Raw genomic sequence first — 23521 nt, forward strand, 5'->3', positions numbered from 1 at the left:
TCCGGGTGATGACGCGCTCGTCATGCCGCGCGTTGCAAACCGTCACGCGCTACCACGGGGTCCCCCACACCATGACAACCCATCTCGCCGCGCCACTTTCCATCGTCGTGCCGATGTTCAATGAACAGGAGAACGTCTCGCCGTTGGTCGAACGGGTCCACGAGGCGTTGGTCGATTATACCGGGGCCTGGGAGCTGTTGCTGGTCGACGACGGGTCGTCGGACGCCACGGTCGCCCGGGTCCGCGAGGCGCGCGAGGCCTTCGGTTCGCACGTCCGGCCAATACCGCTGACCCGCAACTTCGGCCAGACCGCCGCCATGCAGGCCGGTATCGATCTGGCGCGCGGCGAGGTGATCGTGACCATGGACGGCGATCTGCAGAACGACCCGATCGACATCCCGCGCATGGTCGACCGGTTGCTGCGCGAGGACCTCGACCTGGTGGCCGGCTGGCGGCGGGATCGCAAGGACAACCTCTGGGGGCGCAAGGTGCCCTCGTGGCTGGCCAACCGCCTGATCCGCCGGTTGACGGGTGTCAATCTGCATGACTACGGCTGCAGCCTGAAGGTCTTTCGTGCCGATGTAATCAAGGGCGTGCGCCTCTACGGCGAGATGCACCGGTTCATCCCGGCTTGGCTCGCCACGCAGACCGCTCCCAGCCGGATCGCCGAGGAGGCGGTCACGCATCATCCGCGCACCGCGGGCACCTCCAAGTACGGCTTGTCGCGCACCTTCCGGGTGATCATCGACCTGATCAGCGTCTACTTCTTCATGCGCTTTTCGGCCCGTCCGGCCCATTTTTTCGGGCTGCTGGGCTCGGGCTTCGGTCTGCTCGGCGGGCTGGGCATGTTCTACCTGCTGGTCGAAAAGATGCTGGGCCATGACATCGGCGACCGGCCCCTGTTGCTGGTCTCGATCCTGTTTATCCTCATCGGCGTGCAGATGCTGACCACCGGCGTGCTCTCCGAGATGCTTTCCCGGACCTACTACGAGTCGCGCGATGTACGCACCTACCACTTGCCGGCACGCTTTGATCTGGCCGGTGAAAACGATGCCTTTCACATGCCGCGGGCCGGATCGCGCAGCGATGCCGGCGGTGTGGCATCCGCCGAGGAGGACCAGGCATGACCGTCCAGCCCGCCTTTCGTCGTGATCCGGCCCCGGCCAGCCAGCTGGTGCTGGCCTTCGTGCTGACCGCGGCCGTGCTGCTGGTCGGTGTGTTTGCCTGGCCGGGGGCGCGCGAGTCCCTGTTCCATGTCTTCAACGCGTTGGGCGGCGTCGAGTCGACCTGGCCGTTCTGGGCCGGGGTCAATGCCCTGGCCGACACCTGGTTGACGCTGGGTTTGTTTTTGCCGTTCGTGCTCTGGCGGCCCCGATTGGCGATCCTGCTGCTGTTCACCGCGATCATTGCCACCGCCATCACGCATAGCCTCAAGCCGCTTCTCGATGTGCTCCGTCCCCCCGGTGTGTTGGAGGCGGACGCCTTCCACCTGATCGGTCACTCGGTCAGCTCCAAGGCCTTTCCCTCCGGGCATACGGTGACCGCGTTCACCTTCGCTGGGTTGTTGATCCTGGGGTTGCGACCGCGCTGGCCCTGGGTGGCGCTGCTGCTGGCGCTCGCCTCGCTGATGGGCATCTCGCGCATGGTAGCCGGTGTGCACTGGCCGACCGACGTGCTGGCCGGGGCGATCATCGGTCTGGGATCGGTGGCGGCGGCCGTCTGGCTGGTGGGTCGCTGGCCGGCGGCCCGTCATGCCCGCTGGCCGGTACCGGTGGCGGTGTTTGTCTGCGCGGTCTGTGCCCTGGGGGCACCGTGGGTCGACGTCGGTTATCCGCAGGGTGTCTGGGCCAACTGGATGGTCGCACTGATCGGTGTCCTCGCCCTGTTTGTCGGCACGCTGCGTTACTGGCCGGGCCGGATGAGCCGCTCACTGGATCGTCGATTGGGTGGATTGGGCTCGCGTGGGCGTTAATGGCCATCGCGGGGATCGTCAAAACCGGGTGTGCGAGGCTATAATTCCGTTATGTCACTGATCGCCTTCGGGGTTAACCACAAGACCGCACCGGTGGACGTGCGCGAGCGCATCGCGTTCGGTCCCGATCGCGTGCACAACGCCCTCAAGGAGTTGCTTGGTGATGGCGGGGCGCGCGAGGCGGCGATCGTCTCGACCTGCAACCGCACCGAGATCTACACCCACGCCGAATGCGTCACCGACGAACTGGTCGAGTGGCTGGCGACGTTTCACCAGATGTCGCCGGAGGCGTTGCGTCCTTACATCTATGCGCACACCGACGAGTCGGCGATCCGTCACCTGATGCGGGTGGCCTGCGGGCTCGACTCGATGGTGCTGGGCGAGCCGCAGATCCTCGGTCAGATCAAGGACGCCTTCACGCTGGCGCAGGACGCCAACGCGCTGGGCCCGATCCTCGGTCGCCTGTTCCAGAACACCTTCGCGGTGGCCAAGCAGGTGCGCACCGACACGCAGATTGGTGCCTCCCCCGTATCGGTCGCCTTTGCCGCGGTCAGCCTGGCCCGGCAGATCTTCGGTTCGCTCGAGGAGAAGACGGCGCTGCTGATCGGGGCCGGGGAAACCATCGAGCTGTGCGCGCGCCACCTGCAGTCGGCCGGGTTGACCCGGGTGATCGTCGCCAACCGCTCGATCGAGCGGGCCCATATGCTCGCCGAGCAGTACGATGGCAGTGCGATCGGGCTGGGCGACATCCCGGCCCACCTGCACCGGGCCGATATTGTTATCTCCTCGACCGCGAGCTCCCTGCCGGTACTCGGCAAGGGCGCGGTCGAGCAGGCGATCCGTGAGCGCAAGCGCCGCCCGATCTTCATGGTCGACATTGCCGTGCCGCGCGACATCGAGCCGCAGGTCGGCAATCTCCAGGACGTGTATCTCTACACGGTCGATGACCTCAAGACGGTCATCGATGAAGGCCAGCGCAGCCGGCGCGAGGCAGCCGAGCAGGCCGAGGAGATCATCGACGTCCAGGTCGAGCATTTCCTCCAATGGGTGCAGTTGCAGACCGGCGCGGAGTTGATCCGCAATTACCGCCGGCGCGCGGAGGATATGCGCGACGAGACGTTGGCCCGGGCGCGCTCGATGATCGAATCCGGCCGCGACCCGCAGGAGGCGCTCGATTACCTCGCGCGCACCCTGACCAACCGCCTGATTCACCAGCCGACCGTCGTCTTGCGTCAGGCTTGCGTCAGTGGTGATCTCGCCACGGTGCAGAGCGTCTCCCACGTGGTGGGTCTCGACGAGGACGCCGAAACGCTCGCCCAGCGCGCCTTGCCGGTTGGCCAGTGGGGCAATCGCAACCCGAACAACGATCGCGAGCGCTAGCTGATTGCCTTCGCCCGCCATCTTGCCGGGCAGGTGCTCTACCCCCTGATCGCTCCCCTCACTTTTCGCATCCGAATCCCTGTTTATGCATAACGCCCTGGTCGCCCGGCTCGACAGCCTGGTCGAACGTTTCGAGGAAATCACCGCTCTGCTCGCCGACCCCGACGTGATCGCCGATCAGGCGCGCTTCCAGCGCCTGTCGCGCGAATACGCGCGGCTTGAGGCGCTGGTGAAGAACGTCGAGACCTTCCGCCGCACCGAGCGTGAGCTCGAGGAGGCGCGCACCCTGGTCGAGGGCGATGACTCCGATATGGCCGAGATGGCCCGCGAGGAATTGGCCGATCTGGAGGCGCGGTACGCCGACCTGGACGCCGAGATCGAGCGCCAGTTGCTGCCCGAAGATCCGAACGACGAGGGCGACGTGTTTCTCGAGATTCGGGCCGGCGCGGGCGGCGACGAGGCGGCGATATTCGCCGGCGACCTGTTTCGCATGTACGGCCGGTTTGCCGAGATGCGTGGCTGGAAGGTCGAGGTGCTGTCGGCCTCGGAAGGGGAGCACGGCGGCTACCGTGAGCTGATTTCCCGGGTCAGCGGCGATGGCGTGTACGCCTGGCTCAAATTCGAGTCCGGTGCCCACCGCGTCCAGCGGGTGCCGGTGACCGAGACCCAGGGGCGCATCCACACCTCGGCGGCCACGGTGGCCGTGATGCCGGTCATCCCCGCGACCGACGCCCCGGAGATCAACGCCAACGACCTGCGCGTTGATACCTTCCGTGCCTCGGGGGCCGGCGGCCAGCACGTCAACAAGACCGATTCCGCGATCCGCATTACCCACCTGCCGAGCGGCACGGTGGTCGAGTGCCAGGAAGAGCGCTCGCAGCACAAGAACCGCGCCCGGGCCATGGACCTGCTCGCGGCGAAACTCGCCGACGAGGCCCGCCGCGAGCAGGCCGAGGCGACGGCGGCCAACCGCAAGGCGCTGGTCGGCAGTGGCGATCGCTCGGATCGCATCCGCACCTACAACTTCCCGCAGGGGCGCGTGACCGACCACCGCATCAACCTGACGGTCCATCAGCTCGACAAGATCCTCGCGGGCGAACTCGTCCAGGTGGTGGTGCCGCTGCGCCAGGCCGACCAGGCCGCGCAACTCGAGGCCCTCGCCCAGGACGGCGCGTGAACGCGGGCGTGAACCCGTCGTCCAGCGACGAGTGCATCGATGCCATGCTGCGCCGCTGCGGTGACAGTATCGCGTCTGGCCGGGGCTGTGATCGGGCCGAGGCGCTGTTCGAGGCCCGCCTGTTGGCGGGCTTTGTCACCGGTCTGGATACCACCGCGCTGATGCTGCAGGGCGACCGCCCGTCCGCACCGGGTGTCCGCGGCCAACTCGACGCACTCTGCGCCCGCCGCGCGGCGGGCGAGCCGGTCGCCTACCTGATCGGTGAGCGTGGCTTCTGGCGATACCGCTTTCGGGCCGCGCCCGGCGTGCTGATTCCCCGACCGGATACCGAGGTCCTGGTCGAGTGGGCCCTCGCACTGATCCCCAATGACAGGCCCGGTCGGGTGCTGGATCTGGGCACGGGCAGCGGGGCGATCGGGTTGTCGATCGCCGCCGAGCGGCCCGATGCCGAGGTGCATGCCGTCGACCGCAGCGCGGTGGCGATCCGGCTGGCGGCCCGCAATCGCGACTTTCTCGCCGAGCAGGGCGCCTGTGTGAGGCTCGGCCTGTGGCAGGGCGACTGGCTCGAAGCGGTTGCCCCGGCCTCGGTCGACCTGATCGTGAGCAATCCGCCGTACATCGCCGCCAACGATCCGCACCTGGCCCAGGGCGATCTGCGGTACGAGCCGGTCGAGGCCCTGGTGGCCGAGGAGGCGGGCCTCGCCGATTACCGACACATCATCGGTCAGGCTCGCTCGGTGTTGCGGCCGGGGGGATGGCTGCTGCTGGAGCACGGCTTCGAGCAGGCCGAGGCGGTCGCCGGGCTGCTCGAACAGGCGGGATTCGAGTCGATCGATTCTCGGCCGGACGTCGGCGGCCACCCCCGTGGCACCGCTGGGCAGCGGCCGGCTTGACCTCCGCCGTTGGGCGGAACGCCGTTCTTGGTTCGCCCTGCCAACTGCGCTAGTCTTGAAGCGTAACGGGCGAAAGGCAAGGCGCCGGCATGGAAGACAAACAACTGATCAAGATGCACGAAATCTGGTTTCGTGGCCCTCACCAGGAAGGGGAGCCGGCCCGAGCCGCGGAGTCGTTCGCCCGGTGGTTGCCGGGGGTGATCGCCGCCAAGCGCCGTGGGCCGTTGTGCCTGGAGGTCGAATATGACCTCTCTACCATCTGTCTGAAGGTGATTCGCCAGGCGGTGCAGACAGCGGGTTTTCATCTCGATGCCGCGTTGCTGGAAAAGCTCAAGTGCGCGTTGGTCGACTACACCGAGCAGAATCAGCGCGAGGCCCTGGGCCTGGACGGTTGCAACCTGCCACCGCAAAAATACCGGCCCACCGGCGAGGCGGTCCTTGCGCGTGATCGCCACGCCGAGGATCAAGGCGACCGATCCGACGATCCCTGGCGGCACTACCTGTAAGCGCGGCACTACCTGTAAGCCTTTCGTTAGCGATCGAGCCGAAGGCGAACCACACCCTTCGGCACAAATGCCCGGCCACAGGCCGGGCATTTGCGTTACCGGCATTTTCCAAAGACTAGGGCACCATGAAAGACGAACAACTGCTGCGCTACGGGCGCCACATCATGCTCGACGGACTGGATTACGACGGTCAGCAGCGCCTGCTGGATGCCCGCGTGCTGATCGTCGGGCTGGGCGGGCTCGGCTCCCCGGTCGCGTTGTATCTCGCCGCGAGCGGGGTGGGCGAACTGCACCTCGCTGACTTCGATCACGTCGACCTGTCCAATCTGCAACGCCAGGTCGTGCATGACCAGGCACGAGTGGGGCAGAGCAAGGTGGCCTCGGCCAGTGCACGCCTGCGCGAAATCAACCCGGAGGTCCGGTTACTGCCAATCGAGGCCCGCCTGGAGGGCGAGCGCCTGGACGCCGCGGTGGCCGGGGTGGACCTGGTGGTCGATTGCTCGGACAACTTCGAATTGCGCTTTGCCCTGAATGCCGCCTGTGCCGAGCGCCGCGTACCGTTGGTGTCCGGGGCGGCGATCCAGTGGGCGGGGCAGGTGACGGTGTTCGACCATCGCGATCCGGACGCGCCCTGTTATCGCTGTCTGTACCGCGAAGAGGGCGAGGACGAATTGCGCTGCGCCGAGACCGGCGTGCTCTCGCCGCTGGTGGGCATGATCGGCAGCCTGCAGGCCTCCGAGGCGATCAAGGTGCTCGCCGGAGCAGGGCGGCCGCTGGTCGGTCGGTTGGCACTGTTCGATCTGCGCGACGCCGAGTGGCGCACCGTGCGCTTTCGCCAGGACCCCGACTGTCCCGTCTGTGCCTCCCGCCGTGCGGCTCGCCGGGTCAACGACTAGCGAGCCTCGCCTGGGCGGCGCCCATCCAGTGGTCATGGGCCGCGGGCCCCATCACACCGTCACGTTCAGTTCGATTTGGCCCTCTCGCCGCTCGATATTGACCGCGATGCCCTTGCCGTGGCGGCGAACGATCAGGTCGAGTTCACCACCTTGGTGGCGAATACGTCGTATGCGCAGCCAGTTGACGTAATCGGGTAGACGCGGATGGTCGAGGGACACGCGGGCCGCGTCCGGATCAAAGCGCAACCCGAGTATCGATTCCAGAAGCATGAATACGGTGCCGCTGGCCCAGGCTTGGGGTGAGCAGGCCACCGGGTAGTGCGTGGGTGCCTGTCCCAATATGCGTTGGAATCCGCAGAACAATTCCGGCAGGCGATGCAGGTCGAAGTGAATGGCGGCGTTGAACAGCCCCTCGGTCAGCACCAGGGCCTCGTCCTTGTGGCCGTAGCGGGCCATGCCCGCTGCCGCCAGGGCCGTGTCGTGCGGCCAGACCGACCCGTTATGGTAGGACATCGGGTTGTAGCGGCACTCCTTCTCGAAGATGGTGCGCACGCCCCAGCCGTTGAATGCCGCCGGTGAAATCAGCCCGGCACTTACCCGGGCCGCCCGCTCCGGTGAAACGATGCCGGTATAGAGGAGATGGCCGGGGTTGGAACTGCGTACCGCGCAGGGCCGGTCATCGCCGTCGATCGCCAGGGCGTAGGTATCGATCTCCTCAAGCCAGAAGCGCTGCTCGAAATGCGCCTGCAGATCATCTGCCCTCCGGCGCCAGTCGCTCGCCTGGGAGTCGTGGTCGAGGAGGTCGGCCAGTTCGGCGCCCCGGCGCAGGGCATCGAAGGCGTACCCCTGTACCTCGCATACCGCAACCGGTGGGCGGGGCGGCTGTCCGTCGGCATGAAAGACGGCATCGTCGGAATCCTTCCAGCCCTGCTGGACCAGGCCGTTGCCGTCGTGACGCGCATAGACGAGAAAGCCGTGTTGTTCCAACTGTCCCGTGACCCATGCCAGTGCCCGCGTGATGTTGGGCCAGATCCGCGTAATGAATACGCGATCGCCGGTGCGACGGTAATAGCGGTACGCCAGCATCACGAACAGCGGCGTGGCGTCGACCGAACCGTAGTAGCGTCGGAAGGGGACCTCACCGAGCGCCGCCATCTCGCCATCGCGCATTTCGTGAATGATCTTGCCCGGTTCGGCCTCGTTCGCCGGATCCTCGCAGTCGGCCTGGGTTTCGGCCAGGAAACCCAGTACGCCGCGACCGATCTCCGGCTGCGCCCAGAGCGTCTGTAGCGCGGTGATGATCCCGTCGCGACCGAAGGGAGTCGAGAACCACGGCACCCCGGCATAGGGATAGGGGCCATGGGGGGTGCTTGTGGTCAACATCTGGAGATCGGCCACGGAGCGGTTGATCCAGTCGTTGAACTGCTCGTTGTCGGTGAGCACATCGGTGCGGGATTCCCGATCGGCGGCCACGTCCGCCTCGATCGCCTGCATGGTTTGAGCGTGACTCGGGAGATGGAATCCCGTCTCGCCCTTGTCGCAGGAAATCGTCGTCTCGATGTGGAAGCTCTCGCCTGGGCCGAGCTCGATATCAAAGCTCGCCGTGTCTGGCCCGATCGTGTCTGGCGCGGGCGAAAAGCCGATACGGGTGCGCCGGGTCACGTGGTCGAGCCCCAGGTAACCGAGTGTCACCGCGTTGGCCTCGACCTGTGCTGCCTGATTCTCACCGCGACGGGGTCGCGTATTGCCTCGGACTTCGAAGATATCGCAGAAGTCCGCGCCGAAGTGGTAGGTCAGCTCGAGGGCCCGCGTTTGCTGGTTGTAGTTTGTCAGGGACCGGAGCTCGGTGAGGACGCCATCGTGGATGCCCAGTTCCCGGCGCATGTGCAGGCTACCCTTTTGCAGCCAGCATGCGCCGTCGATGAACAGGTCAGGCGACGTCTGGTCGATCACCAATCGGCTGTTGTCGAGGTGGACCATGGAATTCAGCAATACTGGTTCTCGTCCCGCGAGTTGCAGGTTCCAGTTGGACAGATGCCGGGTGCCCCGGTAGTAGAACCCCTGGTCGCCGAAGCCGGCGTGGCCCATTTCCCCGTGGCGGCTGAAAACCACGAATCCATCCCCGGACTTCAGGACGCGGTTGCGGTCGTCGGCTCGGGCGGACATCGCCGGGATATACCAGCGGTTGTCGATCTGAATCGCGTCGTCCATCGGTCACCCCTTGATCGGTCGGTCCGAAAGAAACAGTGCGCTTACGCCGGGTGGGCAAGCTGCCGGTACAGCTCAAGATACCCATGCAGCATACGTTCTGCGGTGAAGTGCTGCTCAAAGTAGGCACGGCAGCCGGCGCGATCGATCTGGTCGAGCCGCCCGATGGCGCTGACGGCCTCGTCGACCGACGCGACCACGAAACCGCTGACGCCGTCGCTCATGACCTCGGGCACGGCCCCCTCGGGGTAGGCGATCACCGGGGTGCCGCAGGCCATGGCCTCGATCATCGCCAGCCCGAACGGCTCCGGCCAGTCGATCGGGAACACCAGGGCCAGTGCCCCGCCCAGGAATTCGTTCTTGCCGTGCTCGTCTACCTCGCCCACGTACTCGACCAGGGGGTGCGTCAGGTGGGGGCGGATGCGTGTATCGAAGTAGTCCTGGTCGAAGGCGTCGATCTTGGCGGCCATCTTCAGCGGAATGCCCGTACGAATCGCGATCTCGATGGCCGCCTCGGGCCCCTTCTCCGGCGATATCCGCCCGAGAAAGGCCAAGTAGCTTCCCGGCTCGCGACGGAACGTGTAGGAATCGGCGGGGATGCCGTTGTAGACGGTCCCCGCCCATCGGGCCACATCCCGCAGCGGCTCGCGTTGGCTGTCGGAGATGGAGACCACCTGGATGTCGCTGAACTCCTCGTAGAGGGGACGGAGATCCGGCAGATTCAGGCGCCCGTGGAGCGTGGTCAGCTGGGGGACCGACACCTGCCGCCAGAGCGGGTAATGCAAGAAGTCGGTATGGAAATGGATGATGTCGTAATCCGCCGCTTCTCGGGCCACCCGGGCAAGTTGCAGGACGTGCACGGCAAGGGGGTCACGGCATGTCGTCGAGAACCTCAGGGCTTCGGCTACCCCCGGACGCAGTCTCGCACTGGTTTGGGAATCTCCACTGGCGTAGAGGGTCACTTCGTGTCCTTCCCGGACCAACGCCTCGGTGAGGTAGTGCACGATACGTTCCGTTCCCCCGTAGGTCCGGGGCGGAACGCTTTCGTGCAACGGGGCCACCTGGGCGACTTTCACAGCACCAACTCCACAATCGACCAGATTTCGAAACGCCCCTCCGGTGGCAGACAGCGGCTATCCTCCGTCTCGTCGAACCGAATTCCCGGCCATGTCGGCCTTCGTGAACGAGGCGGCTTGCCCTTGAGTATAGTCAGGCAGGAAAACTATGCCGGGAAATACAGGGAGAAAGGCGGGAGATGCCCGCGGCAAGGCCTAGCCCCGGGGGTGTGTCCCTAGCCCCGGGGGTGTGTCGATTCCGCGAGGGTCTGTGCGATTTCACCCACCAACGCGGGGCCGCGATAGATCAGCCCCGTGTAGACCTGCACCAGGTTGGCCCCGGCACGGATCTTCTCCAGTGCCGCTTCACCCGAGTCGATACCGCCGACTCCGATGATGGGGAAGTCCTCCGGCAGGTGCTCGCGCAGGGCGGCGATTACCTCGGTCGAGCGCTCGCGCACGGGTCGGCCACTCAAGCCGCCGGCCTCGTCGGCCTGGGGCAGGCCCGAGACCAACGGGCGACCGACGGTGGTGTTGGTGGCGATCACCGCGTCGATCCCGTGTTCGACCAGGGCATCGACCAGCGCGGGGATTTCCTCGTCTTCGAGGTCCGGGGCGATCTTGATCGCCAGCGGCACGTGTCGACCACTGTCTTCACGCAGGCGCTCGCGCTCCTCGACGAGGCCGGCAAGCAGGGCGGTAAAGGCCTCACCGCCCTGCAGGTTGCGCAGGTTGGCGGTGTTGGGCGAGGAGATATTGATGGTGACGTAGTCGGCCGTGGCGTAGACGGCGGCAAGACCCGCGCGGTAATCGTCCAGTGCATGCTCGATTGGCGTATCGAAGTTCTTGCCCAGGTTGATCCCCAACGGCACCGAACGCGGCGCGGCCGCGATGTTCGCCAATGCCGACTCGATGCCGTCGTTGTTGAAGCCCATGCGGTTGATCAGGGCCTCGGCATCCGTCAACCGGAACAGGCGCGGCGCGGGATTGCCCGGCTGGGCGCGCGGGGTCAGCGTGCCGACCTCGATGAAACCGAAGCCCAGGCAGGACAGTCCGGCGATGTGCGCGGCGTTCTTGTCCAGCCCGGCCGCCAGGCCGATGCGGTTGGGAAACGCCAGGCCCATGACGGTGGTCGGATCGTCCGGTACACCGCGGCGTTGCATCCCGCACCAGGGCGTGCGGGCGGCCAGGTCGAGCAATCCGAGGGTGACGCGATGCGCGGTCTCGGGGTCGAGTCGGAACAATAACGGGCGAAGCGGGGTATAGAGGTCCATGGCACACGCAATTTGAGGGCGATTGGATGGCGAAACGCCATTGTAACGGCATTGGCTCCCGTCGCGGCGGGTGGCCCGCTCCTCGCAGTCGGCCCCCGGTTGATATACTCGCCCACCCGCGCTCCCCGGCCTTGCCGGGGCAAATCGCCCGCCACGAGATAGTTGCTCATGCTCGACTCCCGCCGCTTTCACCTGATCGTCCTCGCCGTGGCCGTGGCGATCGGCTACGTCTGGGGTATTGCCAGCCTGCCGCTGTTCGATCTCGATGAAGGCGCCTTCACCGGGGCGACCTGGGCGATGTTCGAGCGCGGCGACTTCCTGACGCCGTACCTGAACGAGGAGCCGCGTTTCGCCAAGCCGGTGCTGATCTACTGGCTGCAGGCGGTCTCCGTCGGCTTGTTCGGCTTCCACGAGTGGGCCTTCCGCCTGCCATCGGTCCTTGCCTCGGCGGCGTGGGTGGGCCTGATCTACGTCTTTGCCGATCGCTATCTGGGCGCGCGGTCGGCCTTCTTCGCCGGGTTGATCGCGGCCACCTCGTTGATGACCACCGTGGTCGGCAAGGCGGCGATTTCCGATGCCGTCTTGCTGCTCTTTCTCACCGCCGCGGTATTCGCCACCTTCAATCACTGGGTGACCGGCGAGCGTCGTTGGGTGCGTTGGGCCTACCTGGCAATGGGACTGGGCTTTCTCACCAAGGGCCCGGTTGCGGTAGTGATTCCGGTCCTGGCCAGTTTTGGTTTCTACCTGGTCACGGCACGCGGACGCGACTGGTGGCGGGCGGTACTCGACTGGCAGGGCATCGTCATCTTCCTGGCGGTGGCGCTGCCGTGGTACGTGGCCGTCTGGATTGAACACGGCCAGCATTTCATCGACGAGTTTTTCCTCAAGAACAACGTCAGCCGGTTCGACCAGCCGATGGAAGGCCATTCCGGTGGGCTCTGGTACTACCCGGCGGTCACCCTGATCGCCCTGTTGCCGTTCACCGGCGCGGTGCTGACCGCGCTGCGTTACCTGCCCAGTGACTGGCGGGCGGCGTACGGCAAACCCGCCTCGTTGCCGCTGGCGCTGCGGCGGTTCGGCTGGATCTGGTTCGGCCTGACGCTGCTGCTGTTCTCGTTTTCCGGCACCAAGCTGCCGCATTACCTCAATTACGGCCTGGTGGGGCTGATGCTGGTGATGGCCTCGCACCTGCCGCACATCCGTCATCGCTGGCTGCACCTGGTGCCACCGGCGCTGTTCCTGCTGTTGGTCCTACTGTTGCCGTGGCTGGTCGAGATCAATTTCGCCCAGATCAAGCCGTCCTACGTGCAGGACATGCTGGCCGAGCGCGATCGATTCTTCGGGATCTCGTGGTACCTGATCGTCGGCGGCACGTTGCTGCTGGTGATAGCCGCCGGTTTCGCGCGGCAGTGGTCGCTGCCCAAGGTGATGATCCCGGTGGCACTGTCCTGTTCGCTGGTGGTCAATGCGCTGGTGCTCAACGCCGTCGGCCAGATGCAGCAGGGGCCGGTGCGCGACGCGGGGGTGATGGCACGTGACCTGCCGGGTCCGCTGGTAATGCGGGACATCAACACACCGAGCTTCGGTGTATACGCCCAAAAGGTGGTCGAGCGGCGCGAGGTGCGGGAAGGTGACCTGTTATTGACCCGTGCCGAGCGCGCCGAGCGCACGCCGGGCGAGGTGTTGTACGCAAAGGGCGGCTATGTCCTGATGCGGGTCGGGGCCAGCGACTGACACAGAGCGTCCGCCCGACACGCAGGGCCCGCCGACCAATCGTTAATGCGCTACCATGAAGAAAGGTCGCCGTGGGGTGTCATGGGTGGCCATGGAAGCGCAATCAACGGATCGGTCAGACCCACGATGACAGGCCTGGCGTCCTTCGACGTGGCTTGTTGGTTAGAGAGGTGAAGGTATGCAGGATTTTCTCAAGAATCGACGCCGTTTCATGACCGCCCTGGCCGGTACCGGCGCCGCGTTCGGCCTGGGGCGTGCGCAGGCCGGGGCTAGTGGCGGGGACGAGGAATTGTTCTTCCCGGGTGACGAGCCGGCGCACAAGGTCATCTACCAGCTCAATCACGGTGACGTGGAGTACCAGACCCACGTGCTCAACTCGATGACCGCCATGATTGGCAAGTACGGCGGCAACGTGAAGATCGCCGTAGCCTGCTTTGCCAAGGGCATTCATCTCCTTGCCAAGGAGCCCATGAGCGAGGTCGACGAGGAGATCTACGCCCGCGTCGAGGGATTTGCCACGAACTACGACGTCGAGTGGATCGCCTGCGGTAACACCATGGATACCGTCGGCTACAGCGCGGACGACATACGGGAGTTCGCCCGCATCGAGCAGGTTGGTGCCGCGGCCCTGATGGAATACCAGGAAGACGGTTACGCCTACATCTCGTGGTGAATTCCTCGAGTGACGTGTGAATAACCAATCGAAACCCATTGATCCCATTAAGGATTGTCTGTGGATGAACTGATCATTCGCCAGCCGGACGACTGGCACCTGCACCTGCGCGACGGCGCCATGCTCGAGGCGGTCGCCAAGTTCTCGGCGCGCCAGTGCGCTCGGGCGATCATCATGCCGAACCTGGTGCCGCCGGTGACCAGCGTGGCCGAGGCCCGGGCCTACCGGGACCGCATCCTGGCCGCCGTGGGGCCGGACAGTGGTTTCGAGCCGTTGATGACGCTCTACCTCACCGACCGCACCACGGCCACCGAGATCGAGCAGGCCGCGGCCGATCCGCACATCCACGCCGTCAAGCTCTACCCGGCCGGGGCAACCACCAATTCCGAGAACGGGGTCACCGATCCGCTGGCGATCGAGTCGGTGCTCGCCGCGCTTGAGCGCACCGGTCTGCCGCTGTGCGTGCACGGCGAGGTGGTCGACCCGGCGGTGGACATCTTCGATCGCGAGGCGGTGTTCATCGAGCGGGTGCTCGCGCCGATGCTCGAGCGCTACCCGAATCTGCGCGTGGTGATGGAGCACATCACCACCGCCCAGGCGGTCGCCTTCGTGCGCTCCCAGGGCGAACGCCTCGGGGCGACCATCACCGCACACCACCTGATGTTCAATCGCAACGCGATGCTGGCCGGCGGGATTCGCCCGCACTACTACTGCCTGCCGATCCTCAAGCGCGAAAAGCATCGCGAGGCGCTGCTGGAGGCGGCGGTCGACCCGTCGGGCAAGTTCTTCATGGGTACCGACAGCGCCCCGCACCCCAAGGGCGCCAAGGAATCCGCCTGCGGTTGTGCGGGGGCCTTCACCGCGCCGGTGGCCGCCGAGCTTTACGCCCAGGTATTCGACCAGATCGGGGCACTCGATCGGCTCGAGGCCTTCACCAGCCTTAACGGGCCGCGCTTCTACGGGTTGCCGGCCAACGAACGCCGCCTGCGCCTGCAGCGAAAGGCCCAGACCGGTCCGGACCCGTTCGACTGTGGCGGGGACGTGGTGGTGCCGTTCTTGAGTGGCGAGACGATCGAGTGGACGGCCTCCTTGCTCGATGAGTGACGCCGACGAACGCCACCAGATGCCTTTGCAGCCACCACTCGACTGGGCGGGGGCGCCTGGATCGGCGCGCCCGCGTCTATCGGGGGCACCATTGTGGCAGGCGACGATCAAGCAGACGCCCGAGTCGTTCCGGGTCGACGAGGACCTGGGATTTGCGCCCAGCGGTGCCGGCAATCACTGGCTATTGCGACTGGAAAAGCGCGAGATGACCACCGGTGCACTGGTCGACTGGATGGCGAAGGTGACCGGCACGCGCGCCCGCGACATCGGCTTTTCCGGTCTCAAGGATCGACAGGCGGTCACCACGCAGTGGTTGAGCATTCCGCACGAGTCCTTCGACCCCGAGGCATTCGAACGGGCGTGCCAGGAAGAAGGCATCGGCCTGCTCGAGATCGATCGCCACGACCGCAAGCTGCGCCGCGGCACCCATCGCGCCAACCGCTTTCGCTTGCAGCTTGACCACATCGAACCCCTCAACGCCGCTGCGGCCCCCGATCTGGCCGGCTATCTCGCCCAACGCGCCCCGGGCCTGGCCTCGCGGGGCATGGCCAACTACTTCGGCGAACAGCGTTACGGTCGCCAGTTCAGCAACCTGCGCGGGTTGGCCGAGTGGGGGCAGGGTGTGCGGACGGGGCGCCCCAAGCGCCAGGCCCGCAACTGGCTGCTCTCCACCCTGCGCTCCTCGATTTTCGATCACGTGCTCGCCGAGCGAATGCTTGCCGGCACGATTGAGCGCGCCGAACCCGGTGACCTGATGCAGCTGGCCGGGTCGCGCAGTCGGTTTTTGGCCGAGCAAGACGAGCTCAATACCCTGCAGGAACGCCTTGAGATGGGTGACGTCACCCCGACCGGCCCCTTGTGGGGCGAGGAGGGCTCCCAGGCGGACGGCGCGGTCGCCGAGCGCGAGACGGCCCTGGCCGACCAGATGCTGGCGCGCTTCGGCGAGGACACCTGGCGGCGCTGGCTCACCGACTGGCGTGTCGCCGCCGACCGCCGACCGCTGGTCATCCGGGTGCCCGATCTCGACTATCGCATCGAGGGCAATCTGGTCGAACTGGCCTTTTCCCTGCCGCCGGGCAGTTACGCCACCGAACTGGTGGCCGAGTTGTTCGCGCCAAAGCCGCCGGCCTGAGGTCGTTGTTGTCGGCCGGCACGGTGGGACCGCACGGGCTACGCTCTCCTCATTCTTCATTTACGTTTGAGGGGGTGTTCCGATGCTGGAATCCATTGGTGTGTTGATGGGATCGATCGTCCTAGTTGCCTTGACCGCCGTGACGGGCGGTATCTTTCGCCCCGATGGCTGGTATCGAGCCCTGGCCAAGCCGTCATGGACGCCCCCGGACAAGGTGTTCCCGATCGCCTGGGCGGTGCTTTACCTAATGATGGCGGTCGCCGCCTGGTGGGTATTCATGGCCGAGGATTCGACCGCCCGAACCACCGGGCTGACCCTCTATGTGCTGCAACTGGTGTTCAACGCGGCCTGGTCGTGGTTGTTCTTCGGTCGGCGTCGGATCGTGGCGGGGCTGGTGGACATCCTGCTGCTGTGGATGGTGCTCAGTCTCACCATCGTGCTGTTCGCCCAGGTGAGCGCGATCGCCGCCGCGCTCCTGATTCCCTACTGGTTCTGGGTCGCCTTCGCCGCCATGCTCAATGCGCGGATCTGGAAGCTTAATCCGGTCGAGTCATCACCGCGTAACGGTTGACCGCCAGTCAGCTTTGCCGAGGCGGTCGGCCATTTGGCGCCGCCTGAGGCGAGGAATTGGGTAGAATCCGGCACTCAAGTCACAGATAGCCATCGTTGGCCATACGCGGCCACCGTCGGCCATAGCCGGGAGCGACCATGTCCGAGCACCACTTGCCGCCCGATTCGTCCGAGGCGCACGACGAGGAAGAGTTCGGCCCGAGCAAGTCCCAGGTCAAGCGCGAGGCGCATGCCGCCCAGGCGTTGGGCGTGGGCCTGGCCGAACTGGATGCCGATACCCTGGATCACCTGCCGATCAGTGACCGGCTGCGCGATGGCGTCGAGCAGCTCAAGGCGACGCGTTCACGGGGGGCGGCCAAACGACAGCGCCAGTACATTGGCCGCCTGATGCGCGAAGAGGACGTCGAGGCCATCGATGCCGCCCTCAAACGCCTTGACCCCCACTCGCCGGAAAACCAGCGTCTGCAGATGCAGGCCGAGGCCTGGCGGGATGCGCTGATCGAGGACCTCGAGGCGATCACGCGCTTTATCGACTCCTATGCGGCCGTGGACGTGCAACACCTGCGGCAACTCCAGCGCGGGGCGCGTACGGAAGCCGCGCGTGAGGAGTACGGCAAGGCCAGTCGCGCCTTGTTCCTCGAGGTGCGTTCGGTGATCGAGGCGGTCGGCGAGATCAACGAAGAAGGAACGAGCAACATATGAAGGTCACGATTTTCGGTACCGGCTACGTCGGCCTGGTCACGGGCGCCTGTCTTGCCGAGGTGGGTCACGAAGTGACCTGCGTGGACGTCGATCCCGACAAGATCGCGCGGCTCAACGACGGCGTGATCCCGATCTACGAGCCGGGTCTCGAACCGATCGTGCGCGAGAACCACGAGCAGGGTCGCCTGCACTTCACCACCGACGCGGCCCGGGGGGTCGCCTTTGGCGAGTTGCAGTTCATCGCCGTCGGCACGCCGCCCGACGAGGATGGTTCGGCGGATCTCCAGTACGTGCGGGCTGTGGCGGCGACCATCGCCGAGCACATGGACGCGGCCAAGATCGTCATCAACAAGTCGACCGTGCCGGTGGGCACCGGTGACCAGGTGCGCGACGTGCTCGCCGCGACGCTCGCCCAACGCGGCGTATCGCTCGACTTCGACGTGGTCTCCAACCCCGAATTCCTCAAGGAAGGGGCGGCGGTCAACGACTTCATGAAGCCCGATCGCATCATCGTCGGCACCAGTGACCCGCACAGCGAGGCGGTGATGCGCGAGCTCTACGCGCCGTTCAACCGTAACCACGACCGCGTGATCGTGATGGACCTGCGCTCGGCCGAGCTGACCAAGTATGCCGCCAACGCCATGCTGGCGACCAAGATCAGCTTCATGAACGAGCTGGCCAGCCTGGCCGAACGACTCGGGGCCGACATCGAGAACGTGCGCCTCGGGATCGGTTCGGACCCGCGTATCGGTTATCACTTCATCTATCCCGGCTGCGGGTACGGCGGCTCGTGTTTCCCCAAGGACGTGCAGGCACTCTCGCGGATTGCCCATTCGGTCGATCACGAGCCGCTGCTGCTGGATGCCGTCGAGGCGGTCAATCGCCGACAGAAGCATCGTCCGTTCGAGATGCTGGTTGCGCACTACGGCAGTGTCGAGGCGCTTGCCGGCAAGACCTTCGCCCTGTGGGGGCTCGCCTTCAAGCCCAATACCGACGACATGCGCGAGGCGCCGTCGCGCACCCTGATGGAGGCCCTGTGGGCCGCCGGCGCGCGCGTGCAGGCCTTCGATCCCGAAGCCATGGAAGAGACCCAGCGTATCTATGGCCACCGTGACGACCTGTCCCTGGTGGGCACGCGCGATGCCGCGCTCAAGGGCGCGGATGCGCTGGTGATCTGCACCGAGTGGAAGGCCTTCCGTGCGCCGGACTTCGACCTGATGCGCGACTCGCTCGCCGAACCGCTGATCGTCGATGGCCGCAATCTCTACGATCCCGAGCGACTGAAGGCCGCGGGCTGGCTCTATTACGGCATTGGTCGCGGCGAGACGGTGCGCTGCTGCCATGCAGGGTCGGGAAACGCGGCCTAGACTCCCTCTAGGTTCAAACGAAAGGGAGGCAGGCCATGAAACAACCAGTCTGGTTGATCGGCGCGACACTGCTGGCTGCCGCCGGCGTGGCGGGCGCGCAGGAAATGAAGGTCAAGGTCACCACGGATCTGGAATCGGTCACCGTGATGCACGAGGGCGAAGAGGTCGTGATCAAGCGCGACCAGGATCCCGATAGCCGCATCCACGAGGATTACGCCAAGACCAGCCGGGAGTGCCCGCCGTTCTGTGTCCAGCCCATGCAATTGCTGCCGGGGGTGCATACGATCGGTGAGATCGAACTGCTGGAAATGCTTGCCGATCGGGCGATGGGCGAGGATCAGTTCCTGCTGATCGATTCGCGTACCCCCGACTGGTTCAACAAGGGCACCATTCCCAGCGCGGTCAACATCGCGTGGACCAAGCTCTACGGGGGATCCTCCACCTACGATCCGTTCGTCGTTGAGACACTGCTGCTCGACGAATTCGGCGTAAAAAAGGAGGACGGTCTGTTCGATTTTCGCCAGGCCAAGAAGCTGGTGCTGTTCTGCAATGGCCCCTGGTGCGGTCAATCACCGACCAACATCAAGGCGCTGGTAAGCATGGGTTATCCGGCCGACAAGATCTACTGGTACCGCGGCGGCATGCAGATGTGGCACACACTGGGTCTGACCACGGTCGATCCTTCCTGACCCCGCTTTCGCCATCAATGATTGACGAGTGACGACCGGCCTTGTGCCGGTCGTTTTTGTTTCCAGAGCCCATAGCGAAAATTCGGCGCATAGCATGATAAAACCTGCATTGTGTGTGGTCTTTTGCTCCGATTTTGGATAGCTTAGGCCTGACGGTCATGACAAGTGACGACGCCGAGAAATGCGGCGTGCTTGACGATGGATAAAGGCGACCCCGGGTCACCCCCCGGGTCACCCTCAACGGAATGGCAAGTACACGACGCGCATGCAACGACGCCGCTTTCTGATGTTCGCCCCGCTGGCTGGTGCCACGCTCCTGGGCGGGTGTGTCGCCCGCGAACAGACCATCCGCGTTGCCTACCACCCCTGGATCGGCTACGAGACGCTGATGCTCGCCTCGCAGTTCGACTGGCTGCCGCCGACGGTCTCGCTGTCCCGGCTGGGCTCGGCCAGCCTCTCGCTGGATGCCTTGCAGCGCGGCGAGGTGGATGCTGTCGCCCAGACCCTGGACGAGGTGATCCGGGCGCGCCGCGGGGGTCTGGATCTGGTCGTGGTGATGGTGTTCAACGTTTCCTCGGGTGGCGACGCGCTGCTGGTGGATGAGGGCATCGACTCGCTCGATGACTTGGCCGGCAAACGCATCGGTGTCGAACGTACCGGGGTCGGCGAGCTGCTGCTCGAGCGCGTGCTCGACCGGGCCGGCCTGGGCTGGGACGACGTCACTATCGTCGACCGTTCCGCCAATCAGCACCTGAGCGCCTGGCAGGATGGTGAGGTGGACGTGGTGGTGACCTACGAGCCGATCGCTTCGCGGTTGCGAGCCGCGGGTGCCAAACGGTTGATCGACAGCCGCGACTTCCCCGACCTGATCTTCGACGTGCTCGCCGTCCGCCGCGATCGGCTCGATGGCGTCAACCGCGTGCTCACCGACGTCATCCGTGCTCATTTCCGGGGGCTCCATCACCTGCGTACGAACCGACAGGATTCCCTATACCGCATAGCGGATGCCCAGCAGATCGACGAACAAGCGGTGACCCGGTCGATCGCCGGTGTCCTGTTGCCGCGACTCGAGGCCAATCGCGGCTATCTGACGCCCGACTCGCGGTTATTCGATGCCATCCGAGCCCTCTACCCACGACTATCCAACGGCGGAGAGCCTCCCTCGATCGCGGCCATCGAGGACTGGGTCTCGGCCGACTACCTGCCACGGGAGGAGCGCCTGTGAGGCGGCGCATCCCACTGGTCTCGTCACTGATTGCGCTGCTTCTCTGGACTGGCGGGGCCCCGGCGGTGACTCACGACGACGAGGTGCTGGTGGGCGTATTCGGCATGCGCCCCGCCGCGATCATGGAGCAGCGTTTCCAGCCCCTGGTCGACTACCTCAACGACTCGGTCGAGGGCGTGACCTTTCGTCTCCAGATACTGCCGTCCGATCAACTCGATGATGCCATTCGCCGCAAGCATGTCGACCTGCTGCTGACGAACCCGACGCATTACGTCATGGTGCGCTCGGAGAATACCCTTTCGGGCGTGCTGGCCACGTTGGTGGCCCGTCACGAGGGTGCCACCACGCGCAGCCTCGGCGGCGTGATCATCACCCGCAAGGCTGAGACCCGCATCCAGACCTTGCAGGATCTTGCCGGCAAGACCATCGCCGCGCCGGGCACCACGTTTCTGGGCGGTTACCGGGCGCCGCTCTACGAGGCCTTCGACGCCGGGGTCGATCTCCGGGAGGAGGCGACGTTCAAGTTCGTGGGCACGCATGACGCGGTGATCGAGGCGGTGCTGACCGGCAAGGTTGACGTTGGCTTCATTCGCACCGGCGTGCTCGAGACCCTGCAGAGTCTCGGTGCGCGGCATATCGAGGCCCTGCGCCTGGTTAACCCGCAGTCGGTGGGGAGCTACCCGTTCATGGTCTCCACGCGCCTGTACCCGGAGTGGCCGATGGTGACCATGCAGCACATGGGCGCCGATCTGGAACGCCGCATCGGCGCGGCATTGTTCTCGCTCGACACCAGCGACCCGGCCGCGATGCTCTCGGAGGTCGCCGGTTTCGGCCCGCCGGGTGATTATGCGCCGGTCGAGGAGTTGAGCCGTCGTCTCGGTTTGCCACCCTTCGATGCGCCCCCCGAAATCACCATGCTCGACATCTGGGAGCAGTATCGGGCGGCCGCGATCGTGGCGGGGGTCTCCGTGTTGCTTATTGCCCTGCTGTCGCTGGCGCTGCTGTTTCGTCACCTGGCCGTGCGCCGCAGCGAGGAGCGTTTTCGACATTTCTTCGAAGACAACGCCTCGGTATTGCTGCTGATCGATTTCAATACGCACAAAATCCTCGATGCCAACCAGGCCGCGGCGGGTTTCTACGGCTGGTCGCGTGAGGAATTGATCGATCAACCGGTCGACCGGATCTGGGCACATCGTTGCGAGCAGTCCGACGAGTTCTGCGGCAGTGGGGTGGTGGGCGGTCATTGCCATATGCACACCCACCGCTTGCGTTCGGGCGAGGCGCGACGCGTCGAGGTGCACGTCACGCCGATGGACGATCATCGCCAGGCCGGGCGGATGTTCGTGATCGTCCATGACATTACCGAGCGGGACCAAGCCGAAAAGGCGCTGCAACGCCAACGCGAGCGGTTGCGCAACGTGATCGAGGGCACCAACGTCGGTACCTGGGAGTGGAACATCCAGTCCGGCGAGACCGTCTTCAACGGGCGATGGGCGGAGATCCTCGGTTACGAGTTGTCGGAACTCGAACCCACCACGATCGAGACATGGAAGCGTTTTGCGCATCCGAAGGACCTGGCTCAGGCGGAGAAAGCGCTCCGGGCTTGCTTCAATCGAGAGCGAGACTATTTAGAGGTCGAGGTGCGCATGCGGCATCGTGATGGGCACTGGATCTGGGTGCTCGATCGCGGCCGAATCCTGGAGTGGGACGCGGAGGGGGAGCCCCTGCGCATGTGGGGCACGCACCAGGACATATCGGCCCGCAAGCAGATGGAACAGGACCTTCAGCTTGCCGCCTCGGTGTTCGTGCATGCCCGCGAGGCAATCCTGATCACCGATCTCGACGCGCGCATCATCGACGTGAATGCCGCCTTCACCGAGATGACCGGCTGGCGGCGCGACGAGGTGATCGGGCATACGCCCAAATTCCTGCATTCGGGCATCCAGGACGGCGAGTTCTATCGCCAGATGCGAGAGCGGCTGCGCTCGGCCGGCTACTGGAGCGGCGAGTTGTGGAATCGGCACAAGAACGGCGAGCTGTTCGCCGAGCGCCTGACCATCAGCCTGGTTCACGATGCCGAGGGCCAGCCCGGCAACTACATTGCGCTGGCCTCGGACATTACCGACGTCAAGAATTACCAGAAAGAACTCGAGCACCGCGCGAACCACGACGCATTGACGGGGCTGCCCAACCGCGTATTGATGGCCGACCGATTGCGCCAGGCAATGGCGGCGGTACGTCGCAACCACGGCACGGTGGTGCTGGCCTTTCTCGATCTCGATGGCTTCAAGGCGGTCAACGACCAACACGGCCATGACATGGGTGACAAGCTGCTGGCCGACGTGGCAACGGACTTGGGTGCCCAGCTACGCGAAACCGACACCCTGGCGCGCATCAGTGGTGACGAGTTCGTAATCATCCTGGGCGGATTGGAACAGGAATCGGACGCCGAACCGATCATTGCCCGAGTCGTCCAGGCCGCCGCTCGTGAACGACATATCGATGGGGCAACGTTGCAGGTCACGGCGAGCATCGGCTACACCTTCTGCCCGCAGGACGCCGAGGTCGACGATGAGACGCTGCTCAAGCAGGCGGACAGCGCCATGTACGAGGCCAAGGCGAGTGGTCGTAACCGCGCCTGGCGCTACCAGTAAGCCACTGGGCGCATGCCCGGCTCGGCGTCCTCGGGCGTGGGCTCAACAGACCTGACTCAGGGCCCTCGCTGGTCGCCGTGCGGGCGGTAAAACGGCCACTCACGAGTGGGCAGACCGCAAGAAGACAACGACTCTCCTTTAGAAAAGGGCATGAATTAGTAGCAAGGATCGCTATCTCATGAGAACTTTTACCGCCCAGTACACGGTTCGCTCGCTAAAGACAATCGATCATCCTCGGCAAGTACTCGACCAAGAACTGCCCGAAAGGTGTAAGTTGGGTGTTGCCGAGGCCCTTGATCAGCCGCAGGGT

General features: G+C 65.3%; 20 protein-coding genes. 17 read left to right on the forward strand and 3 right to left on the reverse strand.

Annotation, left to right across the window (positions count from 1 at the left end):
- Positions 1-71: 71 nt before the first annotated feature.
- The 7 genes from ABGV18_RS02615 (at position 72) to ABGV18_RS02645 (ending at position 6824) form a co-directional block, all read left to right on the forward strand.
- Positions 72-1127 carry a glycosyltransferase gene (locus ABGV18_RS02615; protein ID WP_396584683.1) on the forward strand — a complete coding sequence of 352 codons (1056 nt, stop codon included), beginning with the start codon at positions 72-74 and terminating at the stop codon, positions 1125-1127.
- Positions 1124-1972: a phosphatase PAP2 family protein gene (locus ABGV18_RS02620; RefSeq protein ID WP_396584684.1), complete on the forward strand. Its 849-nt coding sequence runs from the start codon at positions 1124-1126 to the stop codon at positions 1970-1972. The genes ABGV18_RS02615 and ABGV18_RS02620 overlap by 4 nt, the downstream gene beginning before the upstream one ends.
- Before the next feature lie 51 nt (positions 1973-2023).
- Positions 2024-3352, forward strand: a complete 1329-nt coding sequence (hemA, locus tag ABGV18_RS02625) for a glutamyl-tRNA reductase (protein ID WP_396584685.1) — start codon at positions 2024-2026, stop codon at positions 3350-3352.
- Between the two features lie 85 nt (positions 3353-3437).
- Positions 3438-4529: a peptide chain release factor 1 gene (gene prfA, locus ABGV18_RS02630; protein WP_396584686.1), complete on the forward strand. Its 1092-nt coding sequence runs from the start codon at positions 3438-3440 to the stop codon at positions 4527-4529.
- Positions 4526-5422 (forward strand): peptide chain release factor N(5)-glutamine methyltransferase, encoded by an 897-nt coding sequence (gene prmC / locus ABGV18_RS02635; RefSeq protein WP_396584687.1) that lies wholly within the window; start codon positions 4526-4528, stop codon positions 5420-5422. Before prfA ends, prmC begins: the two co-directional genes overlap by 4 nt.
- Positions 5423-5511: 89 nt before the next feature.
- Positions 5512-5928, forward strand: coding sequence for a hypothetical protein (locus ABGV18_RS02640; protein ID WP_396584688.1), 417 nt, complete (start codon positions 5512-5514; stop codon positions 5926-5928).
- A 125-nt stretch (positions 5929-6053) separates the two neighbouring features.
- The gene (locus ABGV18_RS02645; RefSeq protein ID WP_396584689.1) at positions 6054-6824 is read left to right on the forward strand and encodes a molybdopterin-synthase adenylyltransferase MoeB; all 771 of its coding nucleotides are present in this window, start codon (positions 6054-6056) and stop codon (positions 6822-6824) included.
- 51 nt (positions 6825-6875) lie between these two features.
- Here ABGV18_RS02645 and ABGV18_RS02650 read toward each other — a convergent pair whose 3' ends face one another.
- The 3 genes from ABGV18_RS02650 to ABGV18_RS02660 all read right to left on the reverse strand — a co-directional run bounded on the left by ABGV18_RS02650 (position 6876) and on the right by ABGV18_RS02660 (position 11361).
- Positions 6876-9035, reverse strand: coding sequence for an amylo-alpha-1,6-glucosidase (locus ABGV18_RS02650; protein WP_396584690.1), 2160 nt, complete (start codon positions 9033-9035; stop codon positions 6876-6878).
- A gap of 41 nt (positions 9036-9076) precedes the next feature.
- Positions 9077-10108, reverse strand: a complete 1032-nt coding sequence (locus ABGV18_RS02655; RefSeq protein WP_396584691.1) for a glycosyltransferase — start codon at positions 10106-10108, stop codon at positions 9077-9079.
- Positions 10109-10323: 215 nt separating this feature from the next.
- The gene (locus tag ABGV18_RS02660; RefSeq protein WP_396584692.1) at positions 10324-11361 is read right to left on the reverse strand and encodes a quinone-dependent dihydroorotate dehydrogenase; all 1038 of its coding nucleotides are present in this window, start codon (positions 11359-11361) and stop codon (positions 10324-10326) included.
- 168 nt (positions 11362-11529) lie between these two features.
- Between ABGV18_RS02660 and ABGV18_RS02665 the strand changes: the two genes are divergently transcribed.
- The 10 genes from ABGV18_RS02665 (at position 11530) to ABGV18_RS02710 (ending at position 23211) form a co-directional block, all read left to right on the forward strand.
- Positions 11530-13095: a glycosyltransferase family 39 protein gene (locus ABGV18_RS02665; protein WP_396584693.1), complete on the forward strand. Its 1566-nt coding sequence runs from the start codon at positions 11530-11532 to the stop codon at positions 13093-13095.
- Positions 13096-13273: 178 nt separating this feature from the next.
- The gene (locus ABGV18_RS02670; protein WP_396584694.1) at positions 13274-13768 is read left to right on the forward strand and encodes a DsrE family protein; all 495 of its coding nucleotides are present in this window, start codon (positions 13274-13276) and stop codon (positions 13766-13768) included.
- 60 nt (positions 13769-13828) lie between these two features.
- A complete protein-coding gene (pyrC, locus tag ABGV18_RS02675) occupies positions 13829-14872 on the forward strand; it encodes a dihydroorotase (protein WP_396584695.1) in 1044 nt (347 codons plus the stop codon).
- On the forward strand, positions 14865-16004 hold the full coding sequence (gene truD / locus ABGV18_RS02680) for a tRNA pseudouridine(13) synthase TruD (RefSeq protein ID WP_396584696.1): 1140 nt from the start codon (positions 14865-14867) through the stop codon (positions 16002-16004). The genes pyrC and truD overlap by 8 nt, the downstream gene beginning before the upstream one ends.
- A gap of 82 nt (positions 16005-16086) precedes the next feature.
- On the forward strand, positions 16087-16575 hold the full coding sequence (locus ABGV18_RS02685) for a tryptophan-rich sensory protein (protein ID WP_396584697.1): 489 nt from the start codon (positions 16087-16089) through the stop codon (positions 16573-16575).
- 137 nt (positions 16576-16712) lie between these two features.
- Entirely contained in the window at positions 16713-17276 is a 564-nt protein-coding gene (yjgA, locus tag ABGV18_RS02690; RefSeq protein WP_396584698.1) for a ribosome biogenesis factor YjgA, read from the forward strand.
- A complete protein-coding gene (locus ABGV18_RS02695) occupies positions 17273-18643 on the forward strand; it encodes a nucleotide sugar dehydrogenase (protein ID WP_396584699.1) in 1371 nt (456 codons plus the stop codon). The genes yjgA and ABGV18_RS02695 overlap by 4 nt, the downstream gene beginning before the upstream one ends.
- Before the next feature lie 35 nt (positions 18644-18678).
- Complete coding sequence (locus tag ABGV18_RS02700) at positions 18679-19332, forward strand: rhodanese-like domain-containing protein (RefSeq protein WP_396584700.1); 654 nt, start codon at positions 18679-18681, stop codon at positions 19330-19332.
- A gap of 265 nt (positions 19333-19597) precedes the next feature.
- Positions 19598-20557, forward strand: a complete 960-nt coding sequence (locus ABGV18_RS02705) for an ABC transporter substrate-binding protein (RefSeq protein ID WP_396584701.1) — start codon at positions 19598-19600, stop codon at positions 20555-20557.
- A complete protein-coding gene (locus ABGV18_RS02710; protein ID WP_396584702.1) occupies positions 20554-23211 on the forward strand; it encodes a PAS domain S-box protein in 2658 nt (885 codons plus the stop codon). Before ABGV18_RS02705 ends, ABGV18_RS02710 begins: the two co-directional genes overlap by 4 nt.
- Positions 23212-23521 lie beyond the last annotated feature (310 nt).

It is taken from the genome of Guyparkeria halopsychrophila, assembly GCF_044582135.1.
Classification (GTDB): Bacteria; Pseudomonadota; Gammaproteobacteria; order Halothiobacillales; family Halothiobacillaceae; genus Guyparkeria.